Origin of the sequence: Mangrovibacillus cuniculi (assembly GCF_015482585.1) — a bacterium.
Classification (GTDB): Bacteria; Bacillota; Bacilli; order Bacillales; family R1DC41; genus Mangrovibacillus; species Mangrovibacillus cuniculi.
The window spans coordinates 2,580,662-2,602,737 of sequence record NZ_CP049742.1 but is presented as its reverse complement, the minus strand read 5'-3'; the positions used below and the strand labels follow the sequence as shown (position 1 = coordinate 2,602,737).

The 22,076-nt window shown below is 38.5% G+C and carries 17 protein-coding genes; 9 read left to right on the top strand and 8 right to left on the bottom strand.

Annotated features, from left to right (window positions below; all coding sequences use genetic code 11):
* Positions 1-17 precede the first annotated feature (17 nt).
* The 3 genes from treC to G8O30_RS13095 all read right to left on the bottom strand — a co-directional run bounded on the left by treC (position 18) and on the right by G8O30_RS13095 (position 4,002).
* Entirely contained in the window at positions 18-1,673 is a 1,656-nt protein-coding gene (gene treC / locus G8O30_RS13105; protein WP_239672503.1) for an alpha,alpha-phosphotrehalase, read from the bottom strand.
* 160 nt (positions 1,674-1,833) lie between these two features.
* Positions 1,834-3,249, bottom strand: a complete 1,416-nt coding sequence (gene treP, locus G8O30_RS13100) for a PTS system trehalose-specific EIIBC component (protein WP_239672502.1) — start codon at positions 3,247-3,249, stop codon at positions 1,834-1,836.
* 213 nt (positions 3,250-3,462) lie between these two features.
* Entirely contained in the window at positions 3,463-4,002 is a 540-nt protein-coding gene (locus G8O30_RS13095; RefSeq protein WP_239672501.1) for a flavodoxin family protein, read from the bottom strand.
* 85 nt (positions 4,003-4,087) lie between these two features.
* Between G8O30_RS13095 and G8O30_RS13090 the strand changes: the two genes are divergently transcribed.
* Entirely contained in the window at positions 4,088-4,555 is a 468-nt protein-coding gene (locus G8O30_RS13090; protein WP_239672500.1) for a GNAT family N-acetyltransferase, read from the top strand.
* A 61-nt stretch (positions 4,556-4,616) separates the two neighbouring features.
* Here G8O30_RS13090 and G8O30_RS13085 read toward each other — a convergent pair whose 3' ends face one another.
* Complete coding sequence (locus G8O30_RS13085) at positions 4,617-6,272, bottom strand: M20/M25/M40 family metallo-hydrolase (RefSeq protein ID WP_239672499.1); 1,656 nt, start codon at positions 6,270-6,272, stop codon at positions 4,617-4,619.
* A 252-nt stretch (positions 6,273-6,524) separates the two neighbouring features.
* Here G8O30_RS13085 and G8O30_RS13080 point away from each other — a divergent pair, with 252 nt between their 5' ends.
* From G8O30_RS13080 to G8O30_RS13070, 3 genes are all read left to right on the top strand, one after another.
* The gene (locus G8O30_RS13080; protein ID WP_239672498.1) at positions 6,525-7,658 is read left to right on the top strand and encodes an MGDG synthase family glycosyltransferase; all 1,134 of its coding nucleotides are present in this window, start codon (positions 6,525-6,527) and stop codon (positions 7,656-7,658) included.
* Positions 7,655-8,809: an MFS transporter gene (locus G8O30_RS13075; protein ID WP_239672497.1), complete on the top strand. Its 1,155-nt coding sequence runs from the start codon at positions 7,655-7,657 to the stop codon at positions 8,807-8,809. The genes G8O30_RS13080 and G8O30_RS13075 overlap by 4 nt, the downstream gene beginning before the upstream one ends.
* Before the next feature lie 313 nt (positions 8,810-9,122).
* Positions 9,123-9,479, top strand: coding sequence for a hypothetical protein (locus tag G8O30_RS13070; RefSeq protein WP_239672496.1), 357 nt, complete (start codon positions 9,123-9,125; stop codon positions 9,477-9,479).
* A gap of 86 nt (positions 9,480-9,565) precedes the next feature.
* Here the strand turns inward: G8O30_RS13070 and G8O30_RS13065 are convergent, their stop codons facing one another.
* The 4 genes from G8O30_RS13065 to G8O30_RS13050 all read right to left on the bottom strand — a co-directional run bounded on the left by G8O30_RS13065 (position 9,566) and on the right by G8O30_RS13050 (position 17,353).
* The gene (locus G8O30_RS13065; RefSeq protein ID WP_239674563.1) at positions 9,566-11,143 is read right to left on the bottom strand and encodes a catalase; all 1,578 of its coding nucleotides are present in this window, start codon (positions 11,141-11,143) and stop codon (positions 9,566-9,568) included.
* 163 nt (positions 11,144-11,306) lie between these two features.
* Positions 11,307-11,678 (bottom strand): hypothetical protein, encoded by a 372-nt coding sequence (locus G8O30_RS13060; RefSeq protein WP_239672495.1) that lies wholly within the window; start codon positions 11,676-11,678, stop codon positions 11,307-11,309.
* 104 nt (positions 11,679-11,782) lie between these two features.
* The gene (locus tag G8O30_RS13055; protein ID WP_239672494.1) at positions 11,783-15,355 is read right to left on the bottom strand and encodes a chitobiase/beta-hexosaminidase C-terminal domain-containing protein; all 3,573 of its coding nucleotides are present in this window, start codon (positions 15,353-15,355) and stop codon (positions 11,783-11,785) included.
* A gap of 90 nt (positions 15,356-15,445) precedes the next feature.
* Complete coding sequence (locus tag G8O30_RS13050; RefSeq protein WP_239672493.1) at positions 15,446-17,353, bottom strand: bifunctional metallophosphatase/5'-nucleotidase; 1,908 nt, start codon at positions 17,351-17,353, stop codon at positions 15,446-15,448.
* 307 nt (positions 17,354-17,660) lie between these two features.
* On the opposite strand from G8O30_RS13050, the gene G8O30_RS13045 reads away from it, so the two are divergent.
* From G8O30_RS13045 to G8O30_RS13025, 5 genes are all read left to right on the top strand, one after another.
* Entirely contained in the window at positions 17,661-18,926 is a 1,266-nt protein-coding gene (locus tag G8O30_RS13045) for a DUF2254 domain-containing protein (RefSeq protein ID WP_239672492.1), read from the top strand.
* A gap of 86 nt (positions 18,927-19,012) precedes the next feature.
* Positions 19,013-19,735, top strand: a complete 723-nt coding sequence (locus G8O30_RS13040) for a YebC/PmpR family DNA-binding transcriptional regulator (RefSeq protein ID WP_239672491.1) — start codon at positions 19,013-19,015, stop codon at positions 19,733-19,735.
* 130 nt (positions 19,736-19,865) lie between these two features.
* The gene (locus G8O30_RS13035; protein WP_239672490.1) at positions 19,866-20,498 is read left to right on the top strand and encodes a DNA-3-methyladenine glycosylase; all 633 of its coding nucleotides are present in this window, start codon (positions 19,866-19,868) and stop codon (positions 20,496-20,498) included.
* 26 nt (positions 20,499-20,524) lie between these two features.
* Positions 20,525-21,238, top strand: coding sequence for a potassium channel family protein (locus G8O30_RS13030; protein WP_239672489.1), 714 nt, complete (start codon positions 20,525-20,527; stop codon positions 21,236-21,238).
* 58 nt (positions 21,239-21,296) lie between these two features.
* Positions 21,297-21,773, top strand: a complete 477-nt coding sequence (locus tag G8O30_RS13025) for a glutathione peroxidase (protein ID WP_239672488.1) — start codon at positions 21,297-21,299, stop codon at positions 21,771-21,773.
* The last annotated feature ends 303 nt before the right edge of the window (positions 21,774-22,076 follow it).

Below are 22,076 nucleotides of genomic sequence, written 5' to 3'. Positions count from 1 at the left end.
TCACCCACATCAGTGTATCATGAACGACGTAAGTGATACACCACTGACTCATATGGTCGAAGCGTAATAGATTCTCCAAAGGCTTTAGAATCTTTATAGTTACTAATTAGGATTTCCGCAGTAAATGCTGTTAAATTATGAGTGAACGAAGTTGTCTTATCGTAGAAGTTATTCACGACTAACAATTGCTCATCTCCATTGGTTCTCACATAAGCAAACACATCTTCATGTTCAGCAGAAAGTAACTTGTAATCCCCAGTCGTAATGACGTCGTACTCTTTGCGCAGTTGAATCAATTTTTGATAGTGATAGAAAATAGAATTTTCATCAGCAACTGCAGCTTCTGCATTAATCTCAGGATAGTTTTCGCTTACCCCAATCCAAGGTGTACCAGTGGTAAAACCAGCATTTTTATCCGAATTCCATTGCACAGGAGTTCTGGAGTTATCACGAGACTTTTGCTGAATAATTGCCATAATCTCTTCTTCCGCAATACCTTTTTCTTTCATAATGGAGAAATAGTTTAACGTTTCCACATCACGATACTGGTCGATAGATGTGAATCCTGGGTTCGTCATCCCAAATTCTTCTCCTTGGTAAATGTACGGAGTTCCCTGCATTAAATGAACAGTGGTTGCCAACATTTTGGCGGAATCCACTCGGTATTCTTTGTCTTGACCATAGCGAGAGACCACTCGTGGTTGGTCATGGTTGCACCAAAACAGCGCGTTCCAACCTCCACCTTTATTCATCTCTACTTGCCATTTAGAAAGAATTTGCTTTAACGCGTGGAAATCCATTTCTCCAATAGCCCATTTTTCCCCATTAGGATAATCGACTTTTAAATGATGGAAATTAAACGTCATACTTAACTCTTTGCTAGATGGATTGGAGTATTGAATACAATGCTCAATAGACGTAGAGGACATTTCTCCAACTGTAATTGCATCGTATTTAGATAAAACTTCTTGATTCATTTCTTTTAAATACTCATGAACGCGCGGTCCGTCTGTATAAAACTTTCGGCCATCACCTGGTGCAACGGAACCGTCGTCATCTGGGAAGTTTTGATCTTTAGAAATAAGATTAATTACGTCTAAACGGAATCCATCGATGCCTTTTTGGAACCAAAAATGCATCATATCGTACACATGTTGCCTCATTTCTTCGTTTTCCCAGTTTAGATCTGCCTGTGTCACATCAAAAAGGTGAAGATAATATTGTCCTGTCGCTTCATCATACTCCCATGCGTTGCCACCAAACTTTGATTCCCAATTAGTTGGCTTATCACGCCAAATATAGAAGTTACGGTACTTGTTATCTTTAGACGAACGTGATTCTTTGAACCAGTTGTGTTCTGTTGAGGTATGGTTTACCACTAAGTCCATAATGAGCTTCATGCCGCGTTTATGCGTTTCTTCTAATAACTCATCAAAATCTTTCATTGTCCCGTACTCATCATGGATAGAGTAGTAGTCACTAATGTCATAGCCATTATCTTTTTGAGGGGAAGCATAAACTGGTGTCAGCCAAAGAATATCAACACCTAAGTTTTTTAGGTAATCTAACTTTTCTTGAATCCCTTTTAAGTCGCCAACACCGTTTCCGGTCGTGTCATTAAAGCTTTTTGGATATATTTGATAAACAACGGATTTTCTCCACCATTCGTTCATTGTTGTCACTCCTCTTCAACTTGTATATACAAGTTTATCTGAATTCTATTATTTTCTCAAGAAATGTTGTAAAGCTCTATATTCTCTAGTATTCCCAAAGCTATGATAGGAAATAAAAAAGAAATCAGAGAAAGTATTATTTTCTCTGATTTCTATGAGGTTATTGTAGCTTGATGCGACGTGCCTTCACATATACGTAAGTTAGAATAATCGGAAGAACAAACGCAATCACCATACCGATCGCAAATGCAAACCAGCCGTCTCGGTCGATGGAGAAGATACCTGGCAATCCACCAACACCGATAGATAATGCCTGTACGTTATTCGCTGTAATCCACATCGCAGCTACAGCAGAACTGATAATAGCTGTGATGAATGGGAAGCGGAATCGTAAGTTTACTCCAAACATAGCCGGTTCTGTAATACCAAGGTAAGCAGATATAGCAGATGTCATAGACAGACCTTTAAGTTTTTCTTCACGAAGTAAGAAGAACATTGCTAATGCTGCAGACCCTTGTGCGATATTGGATAGTGCAAGAATTGGCCAAAGTGGCGTTGAATTTGTAGAACCAATTAGTTGTAAGTCTACTGCTAAGAATGTGTGATGCATACCAGTGATTACTAATGGTGCGTAGATTGCTCCATAAATTAATCCACCAATAATTGCAGCGTTTTCAAATACCCATACAAATGCACCAGTGATTCCATTACCAATCGCAAATGTAATTGGTCCAATGATTGCAAATGCTAGGAAACCTGTTACTAGTAAAGCAATTGGGCCAACAAGTAGAAGCTGGAATCCGTCTGCGATTTTTTTACGTAAGAAAATTTCTATTTTCGCTAAGATGAAAGAAGCAAATAGGATAGGAAGAACTTGTCCTTGATACCCCATCTTATTTATTTCTAACCCAAATAAGTTCCATGTAGGCATGGTTCCTTCTTCGATTGCCTGTCCGTAGCTCCAAGCGTTTAGAAGATCCGGATGAACTAAAATTAGTCCGAGTACTATACCTAAGATTTCACTACCACCGAATCGTTTCATTGCTGACCAACCAATTAAAGCAGGTAAGAAGACGAAAGCAGTGTTTGCAATGATATTGATAATGTTAGCAATATCAGCTATGCCAGGGTACATTTCAATTAGAGAAGCATCTCCAAAAATGCCACCTGCAGTAAGAATGTTGTTAATACCCATTAGAAGACCAGCAGTAACGATGGCTGGAAGAATAGGTATAAAAATATCAGCTAGTGTTTTAACTGCGCGTTGCAGAGGGTTTAAGTTCTTTTCTGCTGCTGTTTTTGTTTCTTCTTTAGAAGATTGTGAAATACCAGCTTCATCTGCTAGTTCTTTAAACACTTTATCTACTAAACCTTGTCCTAAAATAACTTGGAACTGACCATTAGTAGCAAAAGAACCTTTTACTACATCAATTGCTTCTAACGCTTCTTTATCTACAACGCTTTCATCGTTAAGCGCAAAACGAAGACGTGTAACACAATGAGTAGCGGAAGCGATATTCTCTTTTCCACCAATAGCTGCAAGTACTTGTTTAGCAACTTCGCGGTTTTTACTCATTAAGTTCTCCTCCTTTGAGACCGTTTACATGTATTGGAACCTGTATATACAGGTTTTGTTTACGTTTTCATCATAACTTGTATATACATCTTTCGTCAACAAAAAATGTGCTATATTTCGACAAAGTTAGTATGGATAGAAAGTGTTATTTTATGAGGTACCAAGAAAAAATAAAAAAACGTTCTCTATTTTTAAGAGAACGCTACTTCCTTACTATTTTGAAAACGATTGGTTCCACTCATGAACTTTTGCGACAGCGATCGTATCATCTTTCACTTCCCCAGGTTTTACCCCTTTACAAATAACATAGTCGTTAAAGGTCATTCCCATAAATTCAAAGATGTAAGCAAATTGTTGTACTAACGGTAGGGCTTTCACACCAGCATCTTTTCCTCCAGAAATGATGACATAATTCTCTTTCTTTTGTAACTCTGACTTTAATTGGTAGCGGTCGTCTCGCAGGTACTGAGACCAACGATCAAAGAAGTCTTTCATAGGACCACTCATTCCATACCAATAAAGAGGTGTAGCAAAGATTAAACGATCGTGAGAAAGCATAAGCTCCACAAGGTGGTCATAGTCATCTTGTATATGAGTAAATCCGCCCTCTTTATGTCTTTGATCTACAATTGCTTGTATAGATAAGTCAGCTAAAGCTACCATTGTATATTCCGTTCCATTAACAGCTTCTTTTGCTAGCCATTCGCTGTTTCCGTTTTCACGTGTACTTCCTAAAAGAACTAACGTTTTCAAAAAATCTCCACCTTTATGTAGAATTTTTCCTAACATCACTATACCATTTACTAAAGGGCGAACAAAATGGGGAGGAAGAAGGACATTGAATTGGACCGTAGAACAAATGAAAGAGGACTACGCTAACGAAATTATGCAGTGGCGCTATCCTGCTCCGTATGACTTTTATCATTTACCTAACACAGATGATGTGTTTGCCGCACTAATGAATGATATGTATTATGTGGTAATAGATGACCGAGAAGAAATGGTAGGATTTTTTTGCACGGGGAATGAAGCGCAAGTTCCCTCTGGTAATACAGTAGGAGCATACGCCGAAGATTGTATTGATATCGGATTAGGGATGAAACCATCTTTGACCGGTAATGGATTAGGGAAAAGCTTTTTTGGCTTTATACTAGATCAGGTTCAAATGGAAGAGATGCCGTTTAGGGTAACGGTAGCGACTTTCAATCAACGAGCAATCTGCTTATACGGAAAATTTGGCTTTGTACAACAGCATACGTTTCTGTCACCAGTAGGACAGTTTGTTACGATGAGGCGTAATCCATAAAAGAAAACCAGTGTAACTTTGGAGGCAGCACTGGTTTTGGGTTACGTGATGAGATCTGTTTTTAATCGGAAGACAATACGTATTGTACTACTTCGTTTGTTAAATTAGGTACCACCTCTAAGGAGTAGGTCATTTCCATCCGTTCCAATTTTTTATGAGCATCCACGCCGTATGGTCCAATATTAATAACAGGAACGTTCAACGCTCTTATTTCTTCATAATTCACACGCAATTTTGTCCCAAAGCTTGGATTATTTACGTTTGCAGCTCGAATACCTTCCTCGTTATCACTAATTGCAACGAAACTCATATCCGATATATACGGGAAGAAGTTTCTCGTTACGATTGGATAAGCATAAGATGGTTGAACGGTTTCCACTGCTTTTTTTACACCTTCTAGTAATCGCTTTTCTTCATTGGTTTTCCCACTAATCTCAATTCGAGGGGAATAGAGCGATGAGTAAAAAGCGATAATTGTAGGTTGTTTTTCTGGCATCCATCTCCATGCTTCTTCTACCACTCGGGCAGCATACATCCGAGTATCTAGATCCTCTCTTTCCATTAGAGCGGCTTTAAACTCTTCCATGTGTGTTCGATACGTATCGCCATGTAGGTCTACAAGTTGTTGCTCTAATTGCTCATATGTCATTACATTTGACTTCCAAGGTAGAGGATTAGCTGGCTGCCCACTTAGTTTGGCATATGCTTCGTACCTTTGTTGTAAAGATTCCAGAGCATTTGTAAAGGCATCTTCAGCGATAGCGCAGAGTTTGTCGAGAACCATCTTTGGAGTCCAAGAATGGATAAAGAAATTATAGTACACATATGCAGACAAAGCCGTTTGAACATCATAGGAAGGCTTTAAGTCCATTTGCTTTAAGGAAACTGGAGGTACAGTTGTCTCTCCAAGCGATTCATCGCACAAAGCTGGATTATAGTTGATAGCTCTAGTTAATTCTGCCGCAATAAAGTTTGGATCTAACCCTTCAAAAGCAGAGCCAACATGTGTTTCGGCACCTGTAATAAAGAAGGAAGGTAGAAGCTTTCCAACGGTTCCCTGATAAATATATCTGTTTGGATCGTCAGCGTATCTTGGGGAAACAAAGTCTGCATTTACGGCTCCCACATACTGAAAACCGTATTCCTCTTTCCATTTATTTAACGTGGATACCGCTGTTAAAATACCATTCGATCCGTCTTCTTCATCACACTCTCCAACAAAAACGATATTCCCTTCCAGTAGATGAGGATTTTCACTGTAGTAATGTAGTAAAAATAAGTGACTTGCTAGGCCGCTCTTCATATCTAAGACACCACGTCCGAACATCCAATTGTCGGAGTGTACGTGTTCTTTCACATGTTCCGCGAGCGGTTCTTCTTTCAAGGCTTCTTTTAATTTTTCTGGGTTATAAGCTAGTGACTGCAGCTCGTCGTAATCATTGGTGCCAACAGTATCAATGTGACCCATAAGAATAACTGTCCGATTGCTTGGTGCTTTTGTTCCTTTTACAAAAGCCAGAACGTTAAAACGATCTTGTGCGTCATCCACCGTTTTTTCCAGAAGAACTTGGTCGTAGTGCTTTTGAAAATAAGGCATAGAAGCAATAAGAGTGTGTAAGGAATGCGCGATTACTTTTTCTCCTTCGGTGTTCACAATACTTTCTATTTGAACTAATTGTTTCGTATAAGCTAACACTTGCTCGCGGGATTGTAACATAAAATAACTCCTTCGCTTTTAAAAGAATAGTAGCTATAGTCTAACAAAGGTAGAGAATTTTTAGAAATCTTAATCTTTATAAAATCTTTACATAAATAACAAAGGAAATCCAATAAAACTTACATAATATTTTACTAGATACAGAAGAATTTCTTATGATTTGTTAGATTAAGTAAAATTAACCTACATAACGGTATAGTGCTTGAAGTTAAGAAATTATTCTATTTTGTTCTACTAAAGGGAGGATTCACTGTGAAATCGACTAAGGTGTTGATTTTGACCGGAAGCTACGGCAACGGTCATCTTCAAGTAACAACCACACTCGAAAAGCAGTTTCGCGCGAAAGGAATAACGAATGTTACGACATGTGATTTATTTCAAGAAGCACACCCAGCTATTACAAAAATGACGAAATACTTATACATCAAGAGTTTTACAGTTGGTCAGAAAGTATATGGAAGTTTTTATTATGGGACAAACAATATGAAGAATGATTACCGTGTCACGACATGGTTTAACCAATTTGGAATGGAGCGACTAAGAGAAGTAATCTCGAAAGTTCAACCTGATATCATCGTCAATACGTTCCCTATGTTAGTTGTAGGAGAGTGGAAGAAACAAACAGGATCTGCTATTCCTGTTGTTCACACATTAACAGATTTCTGTCTGCACTCTAGATGGCTACATCCTAATGTAGATCATTATTTTGTGGCCAGTGAAGAAATGAAGCAAGAGATGATTGATTTAGGTTTCTCTCCAACATGTATAAGTGTGACAGGAATCCCAGTAAGAGCAGCTTTTGAAGAGAAGAAAGACAAGCTAAATGTATGGATGAAGTATGGTTTAGATGCAACAAAGAAGACCATTTTATTGATGTCAGGTGCTTTTGGCGTGTTAAAAGATACGGACTACTTAGCAACTGAGTTAGCAGAGATGAAAGATTCGCAGTTACTAATCGTCTGTGGCAATAACATAGAGTTAAAAGAGTTGTTGGAGAAGAAGGTAGGAATGTACCATAATGTTGCAATTTTAGGATATGTACAAGAAATAGATGAACTGATGGAAATGGCAACAGTGATGATTACCAAGCCTGGAGGAATAACGTTAAGTGAAGCTCTAGCTAAACATGTTCCCTTGGTGTTATATCGAGCTGTTCCTGGACAAGAGAAAGAAAACGCTCAATTCTTTGAGTGGAAGAAGGCAGCAGTGCATGTGCACACAGTGGAAGAAGTACTCTGGAATACAAGTAGAATACTAGAAAATGAAGAAGTGCGAATAACCATGGAACAAGCAATGATCCAATTATACCAACCTTTTGCTGCAGCTGTTATTGTAGATAACCTACTGGAGATGGTAGAGGAGAGATTGGAAGTCGGCGTAGGATGACACTAGCTAAAAGTCGTTTTATCTATTTAGCATTCATGTTGAGTTTTGCAGAATGTGTAAGAGGGGCATTTATCATTGGGTACCTACCAACTTTTGCAACAGATCAACTACATACCTCCATTGCGATAGTAGGCGTAGCTGTGTCTGTTCATTTTGTGTTCGATGCCTTATCCAATGTCTTTATTGGGTTTTGGATGGAGTGCTTTGGAGAAAAAAGAGTGTTACGGGTAAGTTATATGGTAATGTTCTTTGGCTTATTTTGCATGTGGTATTACCCTAGTTATATGACAGCCTTGGCTGGAGCAGCTTGCCTAGGCGTGGGGCTTTGCCCGGTGTGGATTTATATATTGGCAAAGGTAAAAGGAAAAGAAAGAGGATCGAAAATGGGAGTCATTTACTTAGCCTGGTTAGTGGGTTTAAGCGTAGGTGCCTTATCTATAAACGTATTAATTCAATTCGCTACCATGTTCTCTTTCTGGTTACTAGTAAGCAGTACGTTCGCTAGCTACCTGCTGTTTGAGCTTTTTACACAAGAAAGAATAATTGAGTCTACTCCTTCTCGTTCGTTAAAGCGGGAGTGGGTGGCTACATTAGTAATGATTCGAAAAGGCAGAGTGGTGTATCCAGGGATTCTATTACAAGGTGTAGCTGTGGGCATGTTACTGCCGATATTACCGAGCTTTATCTATCAGGAACTGAGATTATCGCCAACGGAGTATTCCATGCTTTTAGTAGTTGGTGGTGTGTTGATAGGAATATCACTTATTCCAATGGGTAAGTTTGCTGATTTAGTAGGAAGAAAAATTCCTATCTTACTAGGATTCATGACACTAGCTGCAGGAATCTTAGGAGTAATAGTAATCTCTTCTTTTCAAGCTGCCATTGTTGCTGCAGCAATTATCGGTGTAGCCTATGCCTTACTGATGCCAGCGTGGAACTCTTTCCTATCTACTTTCATACCAGATCAGTCTAAAAGCTCCGGCTGGGGTATACTTTCTGGAATTCAAGGGCTCGGTGGAATGGTAGGCCCTATGGTAGGAGCCTTGGTAACAGTCTACTACTCTACGGACACAGCTTTTCTAATAAGTGGAGTGCTGCTAATGGTGGCAGCGGCTTATTATGGAGTTTATTTTTTGCGGGAGAAGTGGTAGCGGAGGGGAGATGAGATAGTACTTATTGCGGCTTAAGCGCTTAAGCCGCAGGAACTTGGGTGCAAAAGCGCTTAAGCCGCAGAAGAGAAGGCAGGAACTTGGGTACAAAAGCGCTTAAGCCGCAGAAGAGAAGGCAGGAAATTGGGTACAAAAGCGCTTAAGCCGCAGAAGAGAAGGCAGGAACTTGGGTACAAAAGCGCTTAAGCCGCAGGAGAGAAGGCAGGAACTTGGGTGCAAAAGCGCTAAAGCCGCAGAAGAGAAGGCAGGAACTTGGGTGCAAAAGCGCTAAAGCCGCAGGAGAGAAGGTAGGAAATTGGGTGCAAAAGCGCTAAAGCCGCAGAAGAGAAGGCAGGAAAGTAGGTACAAAAGCGCTAAAGCCGCAAGGATAGAGAAGGAAGAAGGCGACAAAAGGGTTAAGTCGCCATGGGTGAAGAGAGAAGAAGGCGACAAAAGGGTTAAGTCGCCATGGGTGAAGAGAGAAGAAGGCGACAAAAGGGTTAAGTCGCCATGGATGGAGAGGGAAGAAGGCGACAAAAGGGTTAAGTCGCCATGGATGGAGAAGGAAGAAGGCGACAAAAGAGTTAAGTCGCCATGGATGGAGAAGGAAGAAGGCGACAAAAGGGTTAAGTCGCCATGGATGGAGAGAGAAGAAGGCAACAAAAGCGCTTAAGCCTAAAGTTTATAAGGAAAACACGCCGAAAAACCCAAAGAAAGCCGCAGAACCCCAATTAGGTTTCCGCGGCTAAACGCTCACATTTAATAAGGATCCGATATCCTCGAATCAGTATTGGCTTCATGGACGCCTTCTTCCCCTTTTAAGTTACCCAACACCCCGCGGGAACTCATTTCCGATTGGTCAGCCTTCATCTTTAATCCTTCTGCCACTCGTTTCCCATAATCCGCATCTGCTTCTGAGAAATGTTTTACCATTTGGTCTTGGATCTCTTTACGACAAGTTGCTAAAGCGCCTACCAAGTTGTTGATTAGTTCTTCTCTCTCAAACTCACTCAGTCGTCGATATGTCTCACCAGCTTGACCGAAATTATTGGTGCGATCAATGCTTTCCCGTACTAAATTACCTTCTACATGAGGTGTATGCTCTACGCCTGACTGGTTATGTTCTTTCAGTCCTCCCATAACAGAAGGTTCGTAATTCACATGAGGGTTCTGGTGAGGACCCTTATTGACCTTGTATTCCATCGATCCTGCACGTTGGTTTGTGGCTACATCTTTCTTCGGCTTGTTAATTGGTAATTGCAAGTAGTTTGTGCCTACACGGTAACGCTGCGTATCTGAGTAGGAGTATGTTCTACCTTGAAGAAGTTTGTCGTCTGAAAAATCCAATCCATCTACCAATACCCCAGTTCCAAACGCAACCTGCTCTACTTCGTTAAAATAGTCTTCTGGATTTTTGTTTAGCACCATTTTTCCTACCTTAACCCATGGATATTGATCTTTGTACCACAATTTTGTAGGGTCTAGTGGATCAAAATCTAACTCTGGATGTTCTTCATCAGACATAATTTGAACATACAATTCCCACTCGGGGAATTCTTCACGCTCAATTGCTTCATATAAATCTTGCGTTGCATGATTAAAGTTCTTCCCTTGAACTTCTTCTGCTTCTACTTGAGTTAAATTACGGATTCCTTGAACAGGTTCCCAATGATACTTCACTAACACCGCTTTTCCTTCTTCATTTACCCACTTGTACGTATGTACTCCCGATCCTTGCATATGACGGTATGTTGCTGGAATACCCCAAGGAGAAAATAGGAAAGTGATCATATGTGTTGCTTCTGGCGACTGAGATACAAAGTCAAAGAAACGCTCCATGTCTTGAATGTTTGTTAATGGATCTGGTTTGAAAGCATGTACCATATCAGGAAACTTTAACGGATCACGGATAAAGAAAATCTTTAGGTTATTCCCTACTAAGTCCCAGTTGCCGTCTTCTGTGTAAAACTTTACGGCGAATCCACGTGGATCACGTAATGTTTCTGGAGAATGGTTACCATGAATAACGGTAGAAAAACGAACAAAGACTGGAGTTTGTTGCCCTTTTTTAAATACTTTTGCTCTTGTGTAATTCGTAATCGGTTCATCATTATATGTACCATATGATTCAAAGTAACCATGTGCACCAGCACCTCGAGCATGTACGACGCGCTCTGGAATTCGCTCGCGATCAAAGTGGCTAATTTTCTCTAAAAAATCATAGTTTTCTAGCGTAGTAGGGCCACGGTTACCAACAGTACGAACATGTTGATTGTTTGTTACAGGGTGACCTTGGCTGTTAGTTAATTCATCTGGACCATTAGGTTGATTGGACATATTTTTATCTGACACAAAAAAACCTCCTTTTTTTCATCAAACAGTATTACCATTCTTAAAATTTATAAACCTATTGAAAAACAAGGAAGTAAATATAGGTTAAAGGTTTTAATGTGGAAAAACGATAAAAGAGATGCTATAAGAGCATCCCTTTTGAGAAGTGTTATTTAGGTTGTTTAAAAGAAATTTCTAAACAGAAGTGAAGATGACGACACATTACTTCATAGGAAGTACCTTCAATTTGAGGGTTAACTGTGGCAGAAAACCCATGTTCTTTATGATATGTCCCAATGTACATAGGAGGAGGTAACTCGGAAGGAGTTTCATCTTCAAAAGTGCATTGAGATAATTGAAATACAGGAACTTGAAGCTGATCCCCTTTTACGGTAGAAAGTAGAAGTAGATCTAGTTCTTCGACTTTCACTACTTTATCTTGCCCAGTAGTAATCGTATGTCGTACCGTTTTTTTTAGTGAATTCAATAATAATGTTTGGTGTTCTTTTGTTAACTCTGGCATGTTTGAAGTGGAAGTCATGAGATTTCTCCTTGTTAGAATATTTAGATTAAATAGATTATACCACATGAATGCATTAATATTATAGGATAGTAGATTATGAAAAGAGGAGTAATTATAGAGGTCTATATATTATTTATCTGCGCAAAATAGAAAAAAGACGAGTCAATAGACTCGCCTTTCGTGTTAAGGAATTGAATTTTTGAAGCATCTACACTTTCATCAAAAATTATGTTTTCAATATTCTCTGCACCTTGAATTTGAATAACATTATTATTTTTAATTATTACTTCTTTTACTTCTGCACCACTAAAATCAATCACTGTGTTTTCTTTTGTTGGATTTACAATCACTGTTGTGGCAGCAAGTCCTTCTCCCAGTAAGCGGGCATTTCCCTGCAGTTCAATCCCCTTTGTAATAGGAGAGGTACCATCCATGTTAATAAGAGAACCGTCTACTTTCACTTTAAGTTTATTCGACTTAAACCCTTTAAGGTTATATGTCTTATGGATTTCAAACGGAATAACGTTATTTTCTGCCTTCTCTAATTTTACTTGAATTAGTACAGGATCATGGTCACTTGCACGTCCGTGTTCTTCCATATATGGAGAGTTAATGTTTAGAACATCAATTTCCGTTTGTTCCTTCATGTTATTTGTTACTAAAATATGATCTAGTACTTGTGCGTTTCCTTGATAAACATACGTATAACGCTGCTCAACCGGAAGCTCTTCAATCATATTCGTTAAAATAGAACCCTTAAGTTTCTTCATTGAATTGGAGAACTCGAAGTCGTTGAAATCTCCTAGAAGTACTACGTTCGCATCTTTATCTTTCTCCACAACGTCTTGGACAAAATCGTGTAAGATCGTAGCAATTTTCATACGTTGTACTTCTGACCCTAGGACAGCAGGTTGATTTTTACCGAATAGAGGCTGGTCGCCACCTTTTGAGTTAAAGTGGTTAGCAACGACAAGGACGGATTCTCCTTGGAAATCAAACTGTGCAGCTAGAGGTTTACGGCTACTTCTAAATGCATCGTTAGTTGGATCAATACGACCTGGGTTTAGTGTTAGTTTGCCATTCTCAAAACCTACTGATTGCGTTGCAGTACCTTTTTCAGCACCTTCCGTTAACGCAACACGTTCAGGATTGTATAAGAAACCTACGCGAATATTACCGCCAGGAGCCCCACCGTCTTTATTGTTCTCTGGAGCGATATCGGTATAGACGTATGTTGGACCACCTAAAGCAACAATTTTATCAATTAATTTTTGTGCACTTAGGGAAGCGTCCACATTCCCACTATCAGTTTGACCATCATTATCTTGTACTTCTACTAAACCTACAATATCTGGCATCGTCATGTTTGTGACAATTGCTTCTGCAAGCTTTGTAACCTTGTCATCAGGTGTTTGACCTGAAAAGTTTTCTACATTATAAGAGGCAATAGAAAGTTTATCGTCTTCTTTTACTAAAGTAGTGCTACGACGATTAATTTCTGCCTTTTCTAAAGTAGGTAATGAAGCAGTTTCTGTAAGAAGGCGGAAATTACTAAATCCGTAGCTCATCACTCCAGTAATGCTACCTTTAAACTGGTCGCCAGCTTTACTGTCAAAATCTTTATCATTAGTGAAAACAACAATTCTCTCAGGATTGAAGTCATTTTGTGAAATTCGTAAGTTACCAGTTACCGTATTTGTTTCATAATTACCAGGAATGACAACAATTTCACCATATTTTTGAGGTGCAACTACTTTAGCGTCTTTCACTTCTACTAGCATACCTTCTACACTCTCGTAGAAGTCAATTCCGTCTTCTTCTGGGTCAAACGTTGCGAACGCATCGTTATCAATTACTTCTGTTGGTGGAAAACGATCTTCTCCTAAAACAATTGCTTTTGGTAATGCTTGGCCAGAAGCTAGTTTTTCCGTAGAGCTTGCAGAGATTTGTGTTTCTGTTAAATCTGTTTGTGTTTTTTCCGCATAACCTTCACCATAGTACTCTACTACTTTTCCAGCTACTTTTACTTTGTCTCCAACTTGAAGGGCGTGAGCTTGTTTGTATACATAGATGGCATCAGAGGTCTTATCATTATTGTCTCCTGTTACATCTTGCATAAAGAAGCCGTTTGCCCCTTTAAGTTGAGTTACAACACCTTCTACATTAGATACATTTTGCTCAACGTAAAGGGAAGAATGAGATTCTCCTTGGATATCATAGATCTTTAATTTATCTAGATCTTTACCGATTACGTAAGCGAAACTTGATACGATACTATCACTCAAGTCAATCGATGTTGCGTAAGCTTTTACTGTCAAGTTTTCAGAGATAGTAAAAGGACCTGTGTACTCTATTTTAGTAGGGGAGTTAGTTGGATCTGTCCCGTCTACCGTGTAAAAAATAGTTGCATTCGGAGTAGCTGTGGATAGTTTTACTTGTCCATCTTGTGCAATGACTCCAGCACCAGGATCTGCTTTAACTGGTTGAACAATTGTTGCATCCTCTACAATATCAGCAGTTCCACGAGGGATTATTTGAAACTTTCCGTTATACTCTTGTACGATACCGGTAATAGAATCGTACGTAGTATCAGCTTGTAAGTTTAGATCACGCTTTTCATCACGAACGATAAATTCCCCAGCGGCATCCGTTGCCGTGTAATTTTGAGCAGTGCCAGAGATTGTAACATCTTTCACTGTCGCAAGCATGGATTCTGTTGTTTCGTTTAATTGGTCACTTGTTAATGTAATAGGAGTTGGTACTTCTTCTTGTCCAATTACTGTTGCAACAGCATTTTGCACTTGTAAAAGTCCGTTATATGCTCCTAGAGTTCCAGTTACTTCTACTTTAGCACCAAGAGATAGGTCTGTATTCTTAACGCCATAAAGAGCGATTGCAGCATCTGCGTCTTGGATATGAATAGTGTTAGAAAGTTTAGCTGTGACGATACCTGTAGTGAAAACATCAGAACCGCTAGTTTGAGCTCTTGTTTCAGCGATCGTCTTGTTTACTAGCAATGTATATTCGAAAGTAGTAATCTCGCTGTCTTCTAAATCATTTGCTACAGCAAAAGCTTTAATAGTAGTGTCTTTTGCAATAGTGATTGGAGATGTATAAACTTCACTTTCTTTCGTTGGAGTTGATCCGTCTAAAGTATAATAAATAGTCGTGTTTGGTGTAGAAGACGCTAATTCTACAGTTGAACCTGATGTTAAGCCACCACTAGTTTTGTTTGAAGTAACATTTGCTACTTTATTTGATGGTGTTACTTCTATAAATTCTAGATTAGTGGGTGTTTTTAAACCTGGCATAGAATAATAAGCTTCTAACTTTCCAGTTACTTGAACTTTTTTACCTAAGTTATTGGGATTAGTTTTTAATCCGAAAGTTGAACGATATTGTGTTGGTAACTGTACAGGCATTATCTTTGAAACATCTGTCTCGTTCGGATCATCAGCAATGGCAAAGTTAGTATCAGCAAAAGCTGTACTATCTTTAGTAATAGAATTAGTTGCTTTTACGTATCCAACAATGTATCCTTCAACCGTTGCTAGATCACTGTTACTAGGTTTTGTGATGGCATCTGCTACAGATAATACTGTTTCTGCTTTTACTGCAAACGGGGAAAACATACTAAAGACTAAAGTAAAGACTAGTGCAAAACTAAGTATCGCGCGTACTTGTTTATTTTTCATGTTCCGTCTCCTTTATCATAGGTATGGAGCCTGATAAAACAGGCCCCATAAGGATTGTTTGACTAAAATTTTTATATTGAAATGTTGCTATTAGTCTAAAAACTCCGTATCACCATCCACTTCAACGTTTTCCATCGTTACATTAGCAGTACCTTTAATGAAAAGGTTCCCTTTTATGTGAGCATGTTGAAGAATAACGTCTTCATCTTGAGTTGCTAGTACTGTTATGTCTTTGTAAAACACTTTTACCTCTTCCGGTGTTCCATTAAATTCTTCTGGTGTTACAGTAGAAGGTAGGTTTACTACATCTACAATACGCCCTTCTATAGAAGGATTTACTGTTTTTACATTACGTAAATGTTCCGCGAAATTCTCCCAATCAGATAAACCCAGATCCGTTACACGCCCTTCTTTGTAGGCATTTGCAAATACCGTGTACCCGTCTCCACCTTTAGCTGTAAAGGCGTTAGTTGCAACCTTGTAAGTCTCCTCGTCTTTAATAGAAACGTACTGACCGTTTGTATCTTTGTAAGCTATGGAGACTACACGAGAGTTTACTGGTTTAGTAGAATCGTATACTACCTTCGCTCCAGAAACATGAAGGAAACCGCCGTTTTCACCAGGAACGTTTTTGAAACTAATCTCAAAGGCTTCTTTTAGCTCTTTTCCTGTTAATTGCATGGTTGCTAAGGTGTTACCAAAAGGAAGAACAGAGATTACTTCTCCAACCGTAATAGGTCCAGCATCAATAGAGTTACGGATACCTCCACCGTTTTGTAGTGCCATAATAACGTTAGAGTCGTACTGCTGTGCTTTTGCTAACATTCCGTCTGTAATGACATTTCCAAGTGTCGTTTCGTTACTACGAACACTGGTGGTGCTTCCGTTACCTTGACGTGGGTTCTCTAGAGCATTTATCGCTGTTGCTCCTGTTTCCGTGCTTTCAATTTCTTTAATTTTATCTTGGTACGGTTTTAGAATTTTTAAAGCTTTTTTGTCATCTGCAAATGTCGCCGTTTCTATTAGCTTTCCTTTGTGTGACACTACTTCACCAGCTGAGTTAAAAGATACATCTAAACTTCCAAGGAAATCACCATATTGATAAGCCTGTACAATTAAAGTCTTATCTTTTACTTTACCATCTTTATCAGCGTCAATTACTACTGGCTCAGTTAATTTGTCATGGCTATGTCCGCCAACGATTACGTCAATTCCAGGAACGTTTTGTGCTAAAAGAATGTCATTGTCCACATTTGGATTATCGTTATACCCAATATGTGTCACAGCAACAATCTTGTTAACTCCCATATCTTCGAAAGCTTTAACTGCTTTTTTTGCCTCTTCAATATAATTTTCGAATTGAACTTTACCAGGACTAGCGATATCCGCAGTTTCTTGAGTTGTTAACCCAAAAAAACCTATTTTTTCTCCTTTCACTTTCTTCACCATTCCTTGATAGATCTTTCCGTCTTTTGGCTTACTTGAGATGGTGTCAGAGAATAGACCTTGTAAAGCTTGATCATTAGAGAAGTCTACATTAGAACTTACAAACGCGAATTTAGCTGCTTCTATGAATTCAGCTAAAGCTTTATTACCTTCTTCGTCATTACCTAAATCAAATTCATGATTACCTAGTGTCATAACGTCATAACCCATAAGATTCATAAATTTTAAGTCAGCTTGACCTTTAAATTCATTAAAGTATAGGGTGCCACTAAATACATCTCCTGCATCTAGTAGTAGAGAGTGAGGGTTTTGTTTACGAGCTTCTTTAACAGCAGTCACTAATTTAGGAAATTGTTCTGTACGGGCATGTATATCATTGGTGTGGAGTAACGATAATGTAAATGATGCTTTTCCGGGTGGAGTTTTTTTCTGTGTTTCTTGTTGATCTTTTTTAGCAAATGAAACAGATGGAGAAATGGATATAACTGCAGTAGTTGCTAGTATAGTAGATAATGTTACATGTAATAATTTCTTATTAGTAAAGATGCTCATCTTAATCCCCCTATAAATCTATTTGAATAGTAAGAACAATCTACTTATACCATAGCCGATAACAGTAAATGAATAGGTAATTTAGGGGATAAAAGTTAACTAATGCACGTAAATCCATCATTAATACCGTTACTAATCACTTCATTAGGAATATTTTATTTGTTTTACAAACGAGTAAATAGAAAATTTACATACTAATTTTACTTATTTTGTATAAATGTAATTAATCAGTGATATTGTGGTAATCCATATTAGGTACATTTTTTACTATGATAGAATATAGAGAAACATTATAAGGAGCAAATGGATGATAAAAGAATGGATCTTAAAAGAAGAAAACACCGTTTGGTCAAAACCATTGTTATATTCTATTTTTTCGTTAATTCTCGTAATCTTTATACAAATTATCGATAGAGGAATAATTCCATTAGAAAGTTACTTACCTTCTATTTTCTTAGTAGAAAAACCCCTAGTTGAGACAGTACTAAGTACACTCTCAGGTGCACTATTAACCATGACGACTATTACCTTCTCCACAATCATGGTAGTGTTAACGACGTATTCTACACAATTTTCACCTAGAACTTTAAAGAATTATTTGACGAAACCTACTGCTACAAGAGTTCTAGGCGTTTTTATGGGAGGGTTTGTTTATTCCACTGTCTCGTTATTGATGCTAGATGTAAGTGAAGAAAACAGTGGAGTCGTTCTTTCTGCTACTGTTGGGGTATTAGTAGCACTAGTCTGTTTAGGGTACTTCGCCTACTTTATTCATAATGTAGCAACATTCATTAGAGTATCTAATTTAATAGAGGAACTAACCAGTGACGCATTAGCATCTTCTGTAAAAGAGAAACAAGAAATAGAAGATATAAATGGAGAGCTAATTCACGGGAGTTTTACTTTGTTTAGTAAAGAAGGTATGCCGACAGCTACGATATACGCAAAAAAAGATGGCTACGTACAGCTGATTAACTATAAAGGGTTAGTAGAATTTGCGGAGAAAAATGATTGTTTATGTATGTTTACAATACCTATTGGAACGTACGTGACTACTTCAACGGCTATAGCAACAATAGTAGGTACCAAAACAGTAGAGATGAATAGTGAAGAGTATATAACAATCGGAGCGGAGCGAACGACTCTACAAGACAGAGAATATGGAATTCAAAAACTTGTGGAAGTAGCGCTGAAGGCAATATCACCGGGAATAAATGACCCTAATACAGCAATTGATTGTATTAAGCATTTAAAGGAACCCTTAAAGGAAGCGATATTGATTAGTGGAGTTTACTTGTTATTACCCAATGAGAACGGGGAGCAAAAAGTATTAATACCGAGAAGAACAGCAGAAGATATTCTGTACGCGGCTTTTTATCAACTTGCTCACTACGGTAGGCAAGACGTTTCCGTTCTTCGTGCTATTCTAGAAACGCTACATTTTGTGGAGCACCACAGTAATATTGAAGGGAAAGAGGCTGCACAGAAAATGAAGGATTATTGCAGCGGTAAATTCGATAAGGGGTCCCTACATCCATTAGATAATCAGAAACTTAGTGATCTACTAGAATAGCGAAAGAAATCTTGTTTTACTAATAAAAGGTTTTCTTTTACAATAGAAGAGATGAACGTTAATGAAACGAAAGTGAGTGGAATTCCATGGGACGTAAATGGAACAATATTAAAGAAAAAAAAGCAGCAAAAGATGCTAATACTAGTAAGGTCTATAATAAATTTGCAAAAGAAATCTATGTAGTAGCGAAACAAGGTGAGCCAGATCCAGAGCTAAACACATCGCTTCGCATGGTAATTGAAAGAGCAAAAACGTATAACGTACCTCGTAATATTATCGACCGTGCCATCGATAAAGCAAAAAGTGGTGCAGACGAAAACTTTGATGAGCTTCGTTACGAAGGATTTGGACCGAGTGGTTCTATGATTATCGTAGATGCTCTGACAAACAACGTTAACCGTACAGCTTCAGAAGTTCGTGCTGCTTTTGGTAAAAATGGCGGAAATATGGGTGTATCTGGTTCCGTTTCTTATATGTTTGATGCTACAGCTGTTATTGGTTTCGAAGGAAAATCAGCTGATGAAGTTTTAGAAATTTTACTAGAGGCGGATATTGATGCTCGTGACGTGTTAGAAGAAGACGATTCCGTCATCGTTTATGCAGAGCCAGACCAACTTCACGCCACGCAATCAGCAATTCGTGAAGCTGGTGTCGAAGAGTTCTCCATTGCCGAGATTACCATGCTGCCACAGACAGAAGTGGAAGTGTCAGAAGCGGATTTAGCGCAGTTTGATAAACTGATCGCAGCATTAGAAGATTTAGATGATGTGCAACAAGTCTATCATAACGTTGATCTAGGTGAAGAATAAGGATACTCATCTAAGAACAAGCCACATCACGTGGCTAACGATGAGTTGTTACCGGTCACGTAACAAAAAGTAAAGACGAGGATCATCTCCTCGTCTTTTTTATTAAAGAAAAAAGGAAAGAGGGGACAAAATGGAATTCTCTGTTTTACGGCCGTGTTTTTATGAAAAGCCCACCATAGAACTGGCGCAAGAATTGATTGGTAAACTCTTGGTGAAAAAAACAGATGAGGAAACATTAGTTGCTCGAATAGTAGAAACAGAAGCGTATCTCGGCACCAACGATCGTGCGGCACATAGTTTTGGAAATCGAAGAACGAAAAGAACAGACGTCATGTTTGGACCACCAGGTTATATCTACACCTATCTTATGCATACACATTGTTTAATCAATGTTGTTGGAGGCCAAATTGATCAACCAGAAGCTGTATTAATTAGAGCAGTGGAACCTATAGCAGGTATGGAGGAAATGCAAAAAAGGCGAGGTTCTCTGAAAAGAGATGTGGATGTAACAAATGGGCCTGGGAAACTAACAAAAGCTATGGGAATTACCATGGAAGTATATGGTGAGCCGTGTTGGGGAGAAAATTTATTTATTGCAAATGGTGAAAAACCTTCTTCTATCATGGCTAGCAGAAGAATAGGTATTGATGGATCGGGAGAAGCAGTTGATTACTTATATCGATTTACATCTCCGCAAAGTAGATTTGTTTCTGGAACTAAAAAACAGAATAATGGAATAATCTTGAACAGAGAGGAACAATGAGTGATATGTCTAGAAAATTTATTACAGTGACCTACGAATCTCTGATGTTCATCTTAATCATTACTTCCGTCGTTTTGTCATTTTCTGAAGATCCTGCTTTACAGCTTTTCGATAACTTTGTCTACGGACTATTAGTGATTGATTTTGCTGTAAGATTTTTTAAAAGCCCAAATAAGCGGAAATTTATTAAACAACATCCTTTAGAGATTATTGCACTTATACCATTTGATGCATTATTTAAAGCAGCAAGATTAGCAAGATTATTTATGATATTTCGCCTGTTTGGGCTTGGAAGTAGGTTTATTACACCTTTATTTTCTATTTTACAGACAAATGGCCTAGGTAGAATACTATTATTAACTTGCATGATGATATTTTTAATTCCCATTCCTATACTTTATTTTGAACCTAACATCAGTACATATGAAGATGCTATCTGGTGGGCTATCGTAACCACTACGACTGTTGGATATGGTGATATCTCCCCTAGCTCTCCAGTTGGAAGAGTTTTGGCGGTCATCTTAATGTTCTTGGGAATAGGGATAATAGGTACGTTTACAAGTGCTGTATCGGGATATTTTCTTCAACAACCAGAAAGTAAACAAGAAAAGGTCTCTGATATACTAAAACACATTGAGAAAATGGATTCCCTGACGGACTATGAGGCTGATTTTCTGCAAAAAGCAATTGATGCTAAGCGTTTTTCATCAATTGAAAAAAACAAAGAGCATATAGAGTAAACGACAGATTTGACTTTTATTTTTGGTAGTCGTATCGTGAAGAAAAGGAGTGATACATATGTCAACGATTTATGAATACTCAGCGAACAGATTGTCAGGCCAAGAGGAGTCATTAGAGACTTACCAAGGACAGGTTGTACTTATTGTTAATACTGCAAGTAAATGTGGGTTAACACCGCAATATAAAGAATTACAGGAATTATATGATCAGTATAAAGATCAAGGATTTGTTGTTCTTGGATTCCCTTGTGACCAATTTATGAATCAAGAATATGACGATGCTAATAAGATTGAAGAATTTTGTCAGATGAATTACGGGGTTACTTTCCCAATGTTCGACAAGGTGAAAGTTAATGGTACGGAAACGCATCCACTGTTTACTTTCCTAAAGAAAGAATTAAAAGGGACTCTAAGTAGCGAACTTAAGTGGAACTTTACAAAATTTTTAGTAGATCGTAATGGGAAACCCGTAAAAAGGTATGCACCACAAACAGTTCCATCAAAAATAGAAGATGATATAAAAGAACTTTTATAAAAAGAAGATTGGGATAAATCAAAAAGGTACATTTCGAAAAAACGAATGTACCTTTTTTGCGTGGTATTTGAGTTAATAATACTGCAGAGTTAGTGTTTTTAAAGAATATATCTTTGGGATTGGAGCGGAAGGGGGCGACTCCTACGGGAAAGGCGGGTTACTGAGACCCCACAGGAGCGCGAACTATCGCGACGAGGAGGCATGTCTAGCTCCAGGTTCGCAGATGCTCGACAAACTCAGATGGCCCTGTGGTGGCTGAAGAGCTGCCTCCTCGGTCCCTCCAAGTTTGCTACCGCATCTAAA

Excerpts from the sequence above, each read along its gene's own strand:
- treC (WP_239672503.1), bottom strand. The coding sequence starts at position 1,673 with ATGAACGAATGGTGGAGAAAATCCGTTGTTTATCAAATATATCCAAAA.
- treP (WP_239672502.1), bottom strand. The coding sequence starts at position 3,249 with ATGAGTAAAAACCGCGAAGTTGCTAAACAAGTACTTGCAGCTATTGGT.
- G8O30_RS13085 (WP_239672499.1), bottom strand. The coding sequence starts at position 6,272 with ATGTTACAATCCCGCGAGCAAGTGTTAGCTTATACGAAACAATTAGTT.
- G8O30_RS13075 (WP_239672497.1), top strand. The coding sequence starts at position 7,655 with ATGACACTAGCTAAAAGTCGTTTTATCTATTTAGCATTCATGTTGAGT.
- G8O30_RS13065 (WP_239674563.1), bottom strand. The coding sequence starts at position 11,143 with ATGTCCAATCAACCTAATGGTCCAGATGAATTAACTAACAGCCAAGGT.
- G8O30_RS13060 (WP_239672495.1), bottom strand. The coding sequence starts at position 11,678 with ATGACTTCCACTTCAAACATGCCAGAGTTAACAAAAGAACACCAAACA.
- G8O30_RS13055 (WP_239672494.1), bottom strand. The coding sequence starts at position 15,355 with ATGAAAAATAAACAAGTACGCGCGATACTTAGTTTTGCACTAGTCTTT.
- G8O30_RS13050 (WP_239672493.1), bottom strand. The coding sequence starts at position 17,353 with ATGAGCATCTTTACTAATAAGAAATTATTACATGTAACATTATCTACT.
- G8O30_RS13045 (WP_239672492.1), top strand. The coding sequence starts at position 17,661 with ATGATAAAAGAATGGATCTTAAAAGAAGAAAACACCGTTTGGTCAAAA.
- G8O30_RS13040 (WP_239672491.1), top strand. The coding sequence starts at position 19,013 with ATGGGACGTAAATGGAACAATATTAAAGAAAAAAAAGCAGCAAAAGAT.
- G8O30_RS13035 (WP_239672490.1), top strand. The coding sequence starts at position 19,866 with ATGGAATTCTCTGTTTTACGGCCGTGTTTTTATGAAAAGCCCACCATA.
- G8O30_RS13025 (WP_239672488.1), top strand. The coding sequence starts at position 21,297 with ATGTCAACGATTTATGAATACTCAGCGAACAGATTGTCAGGCCAAGAG.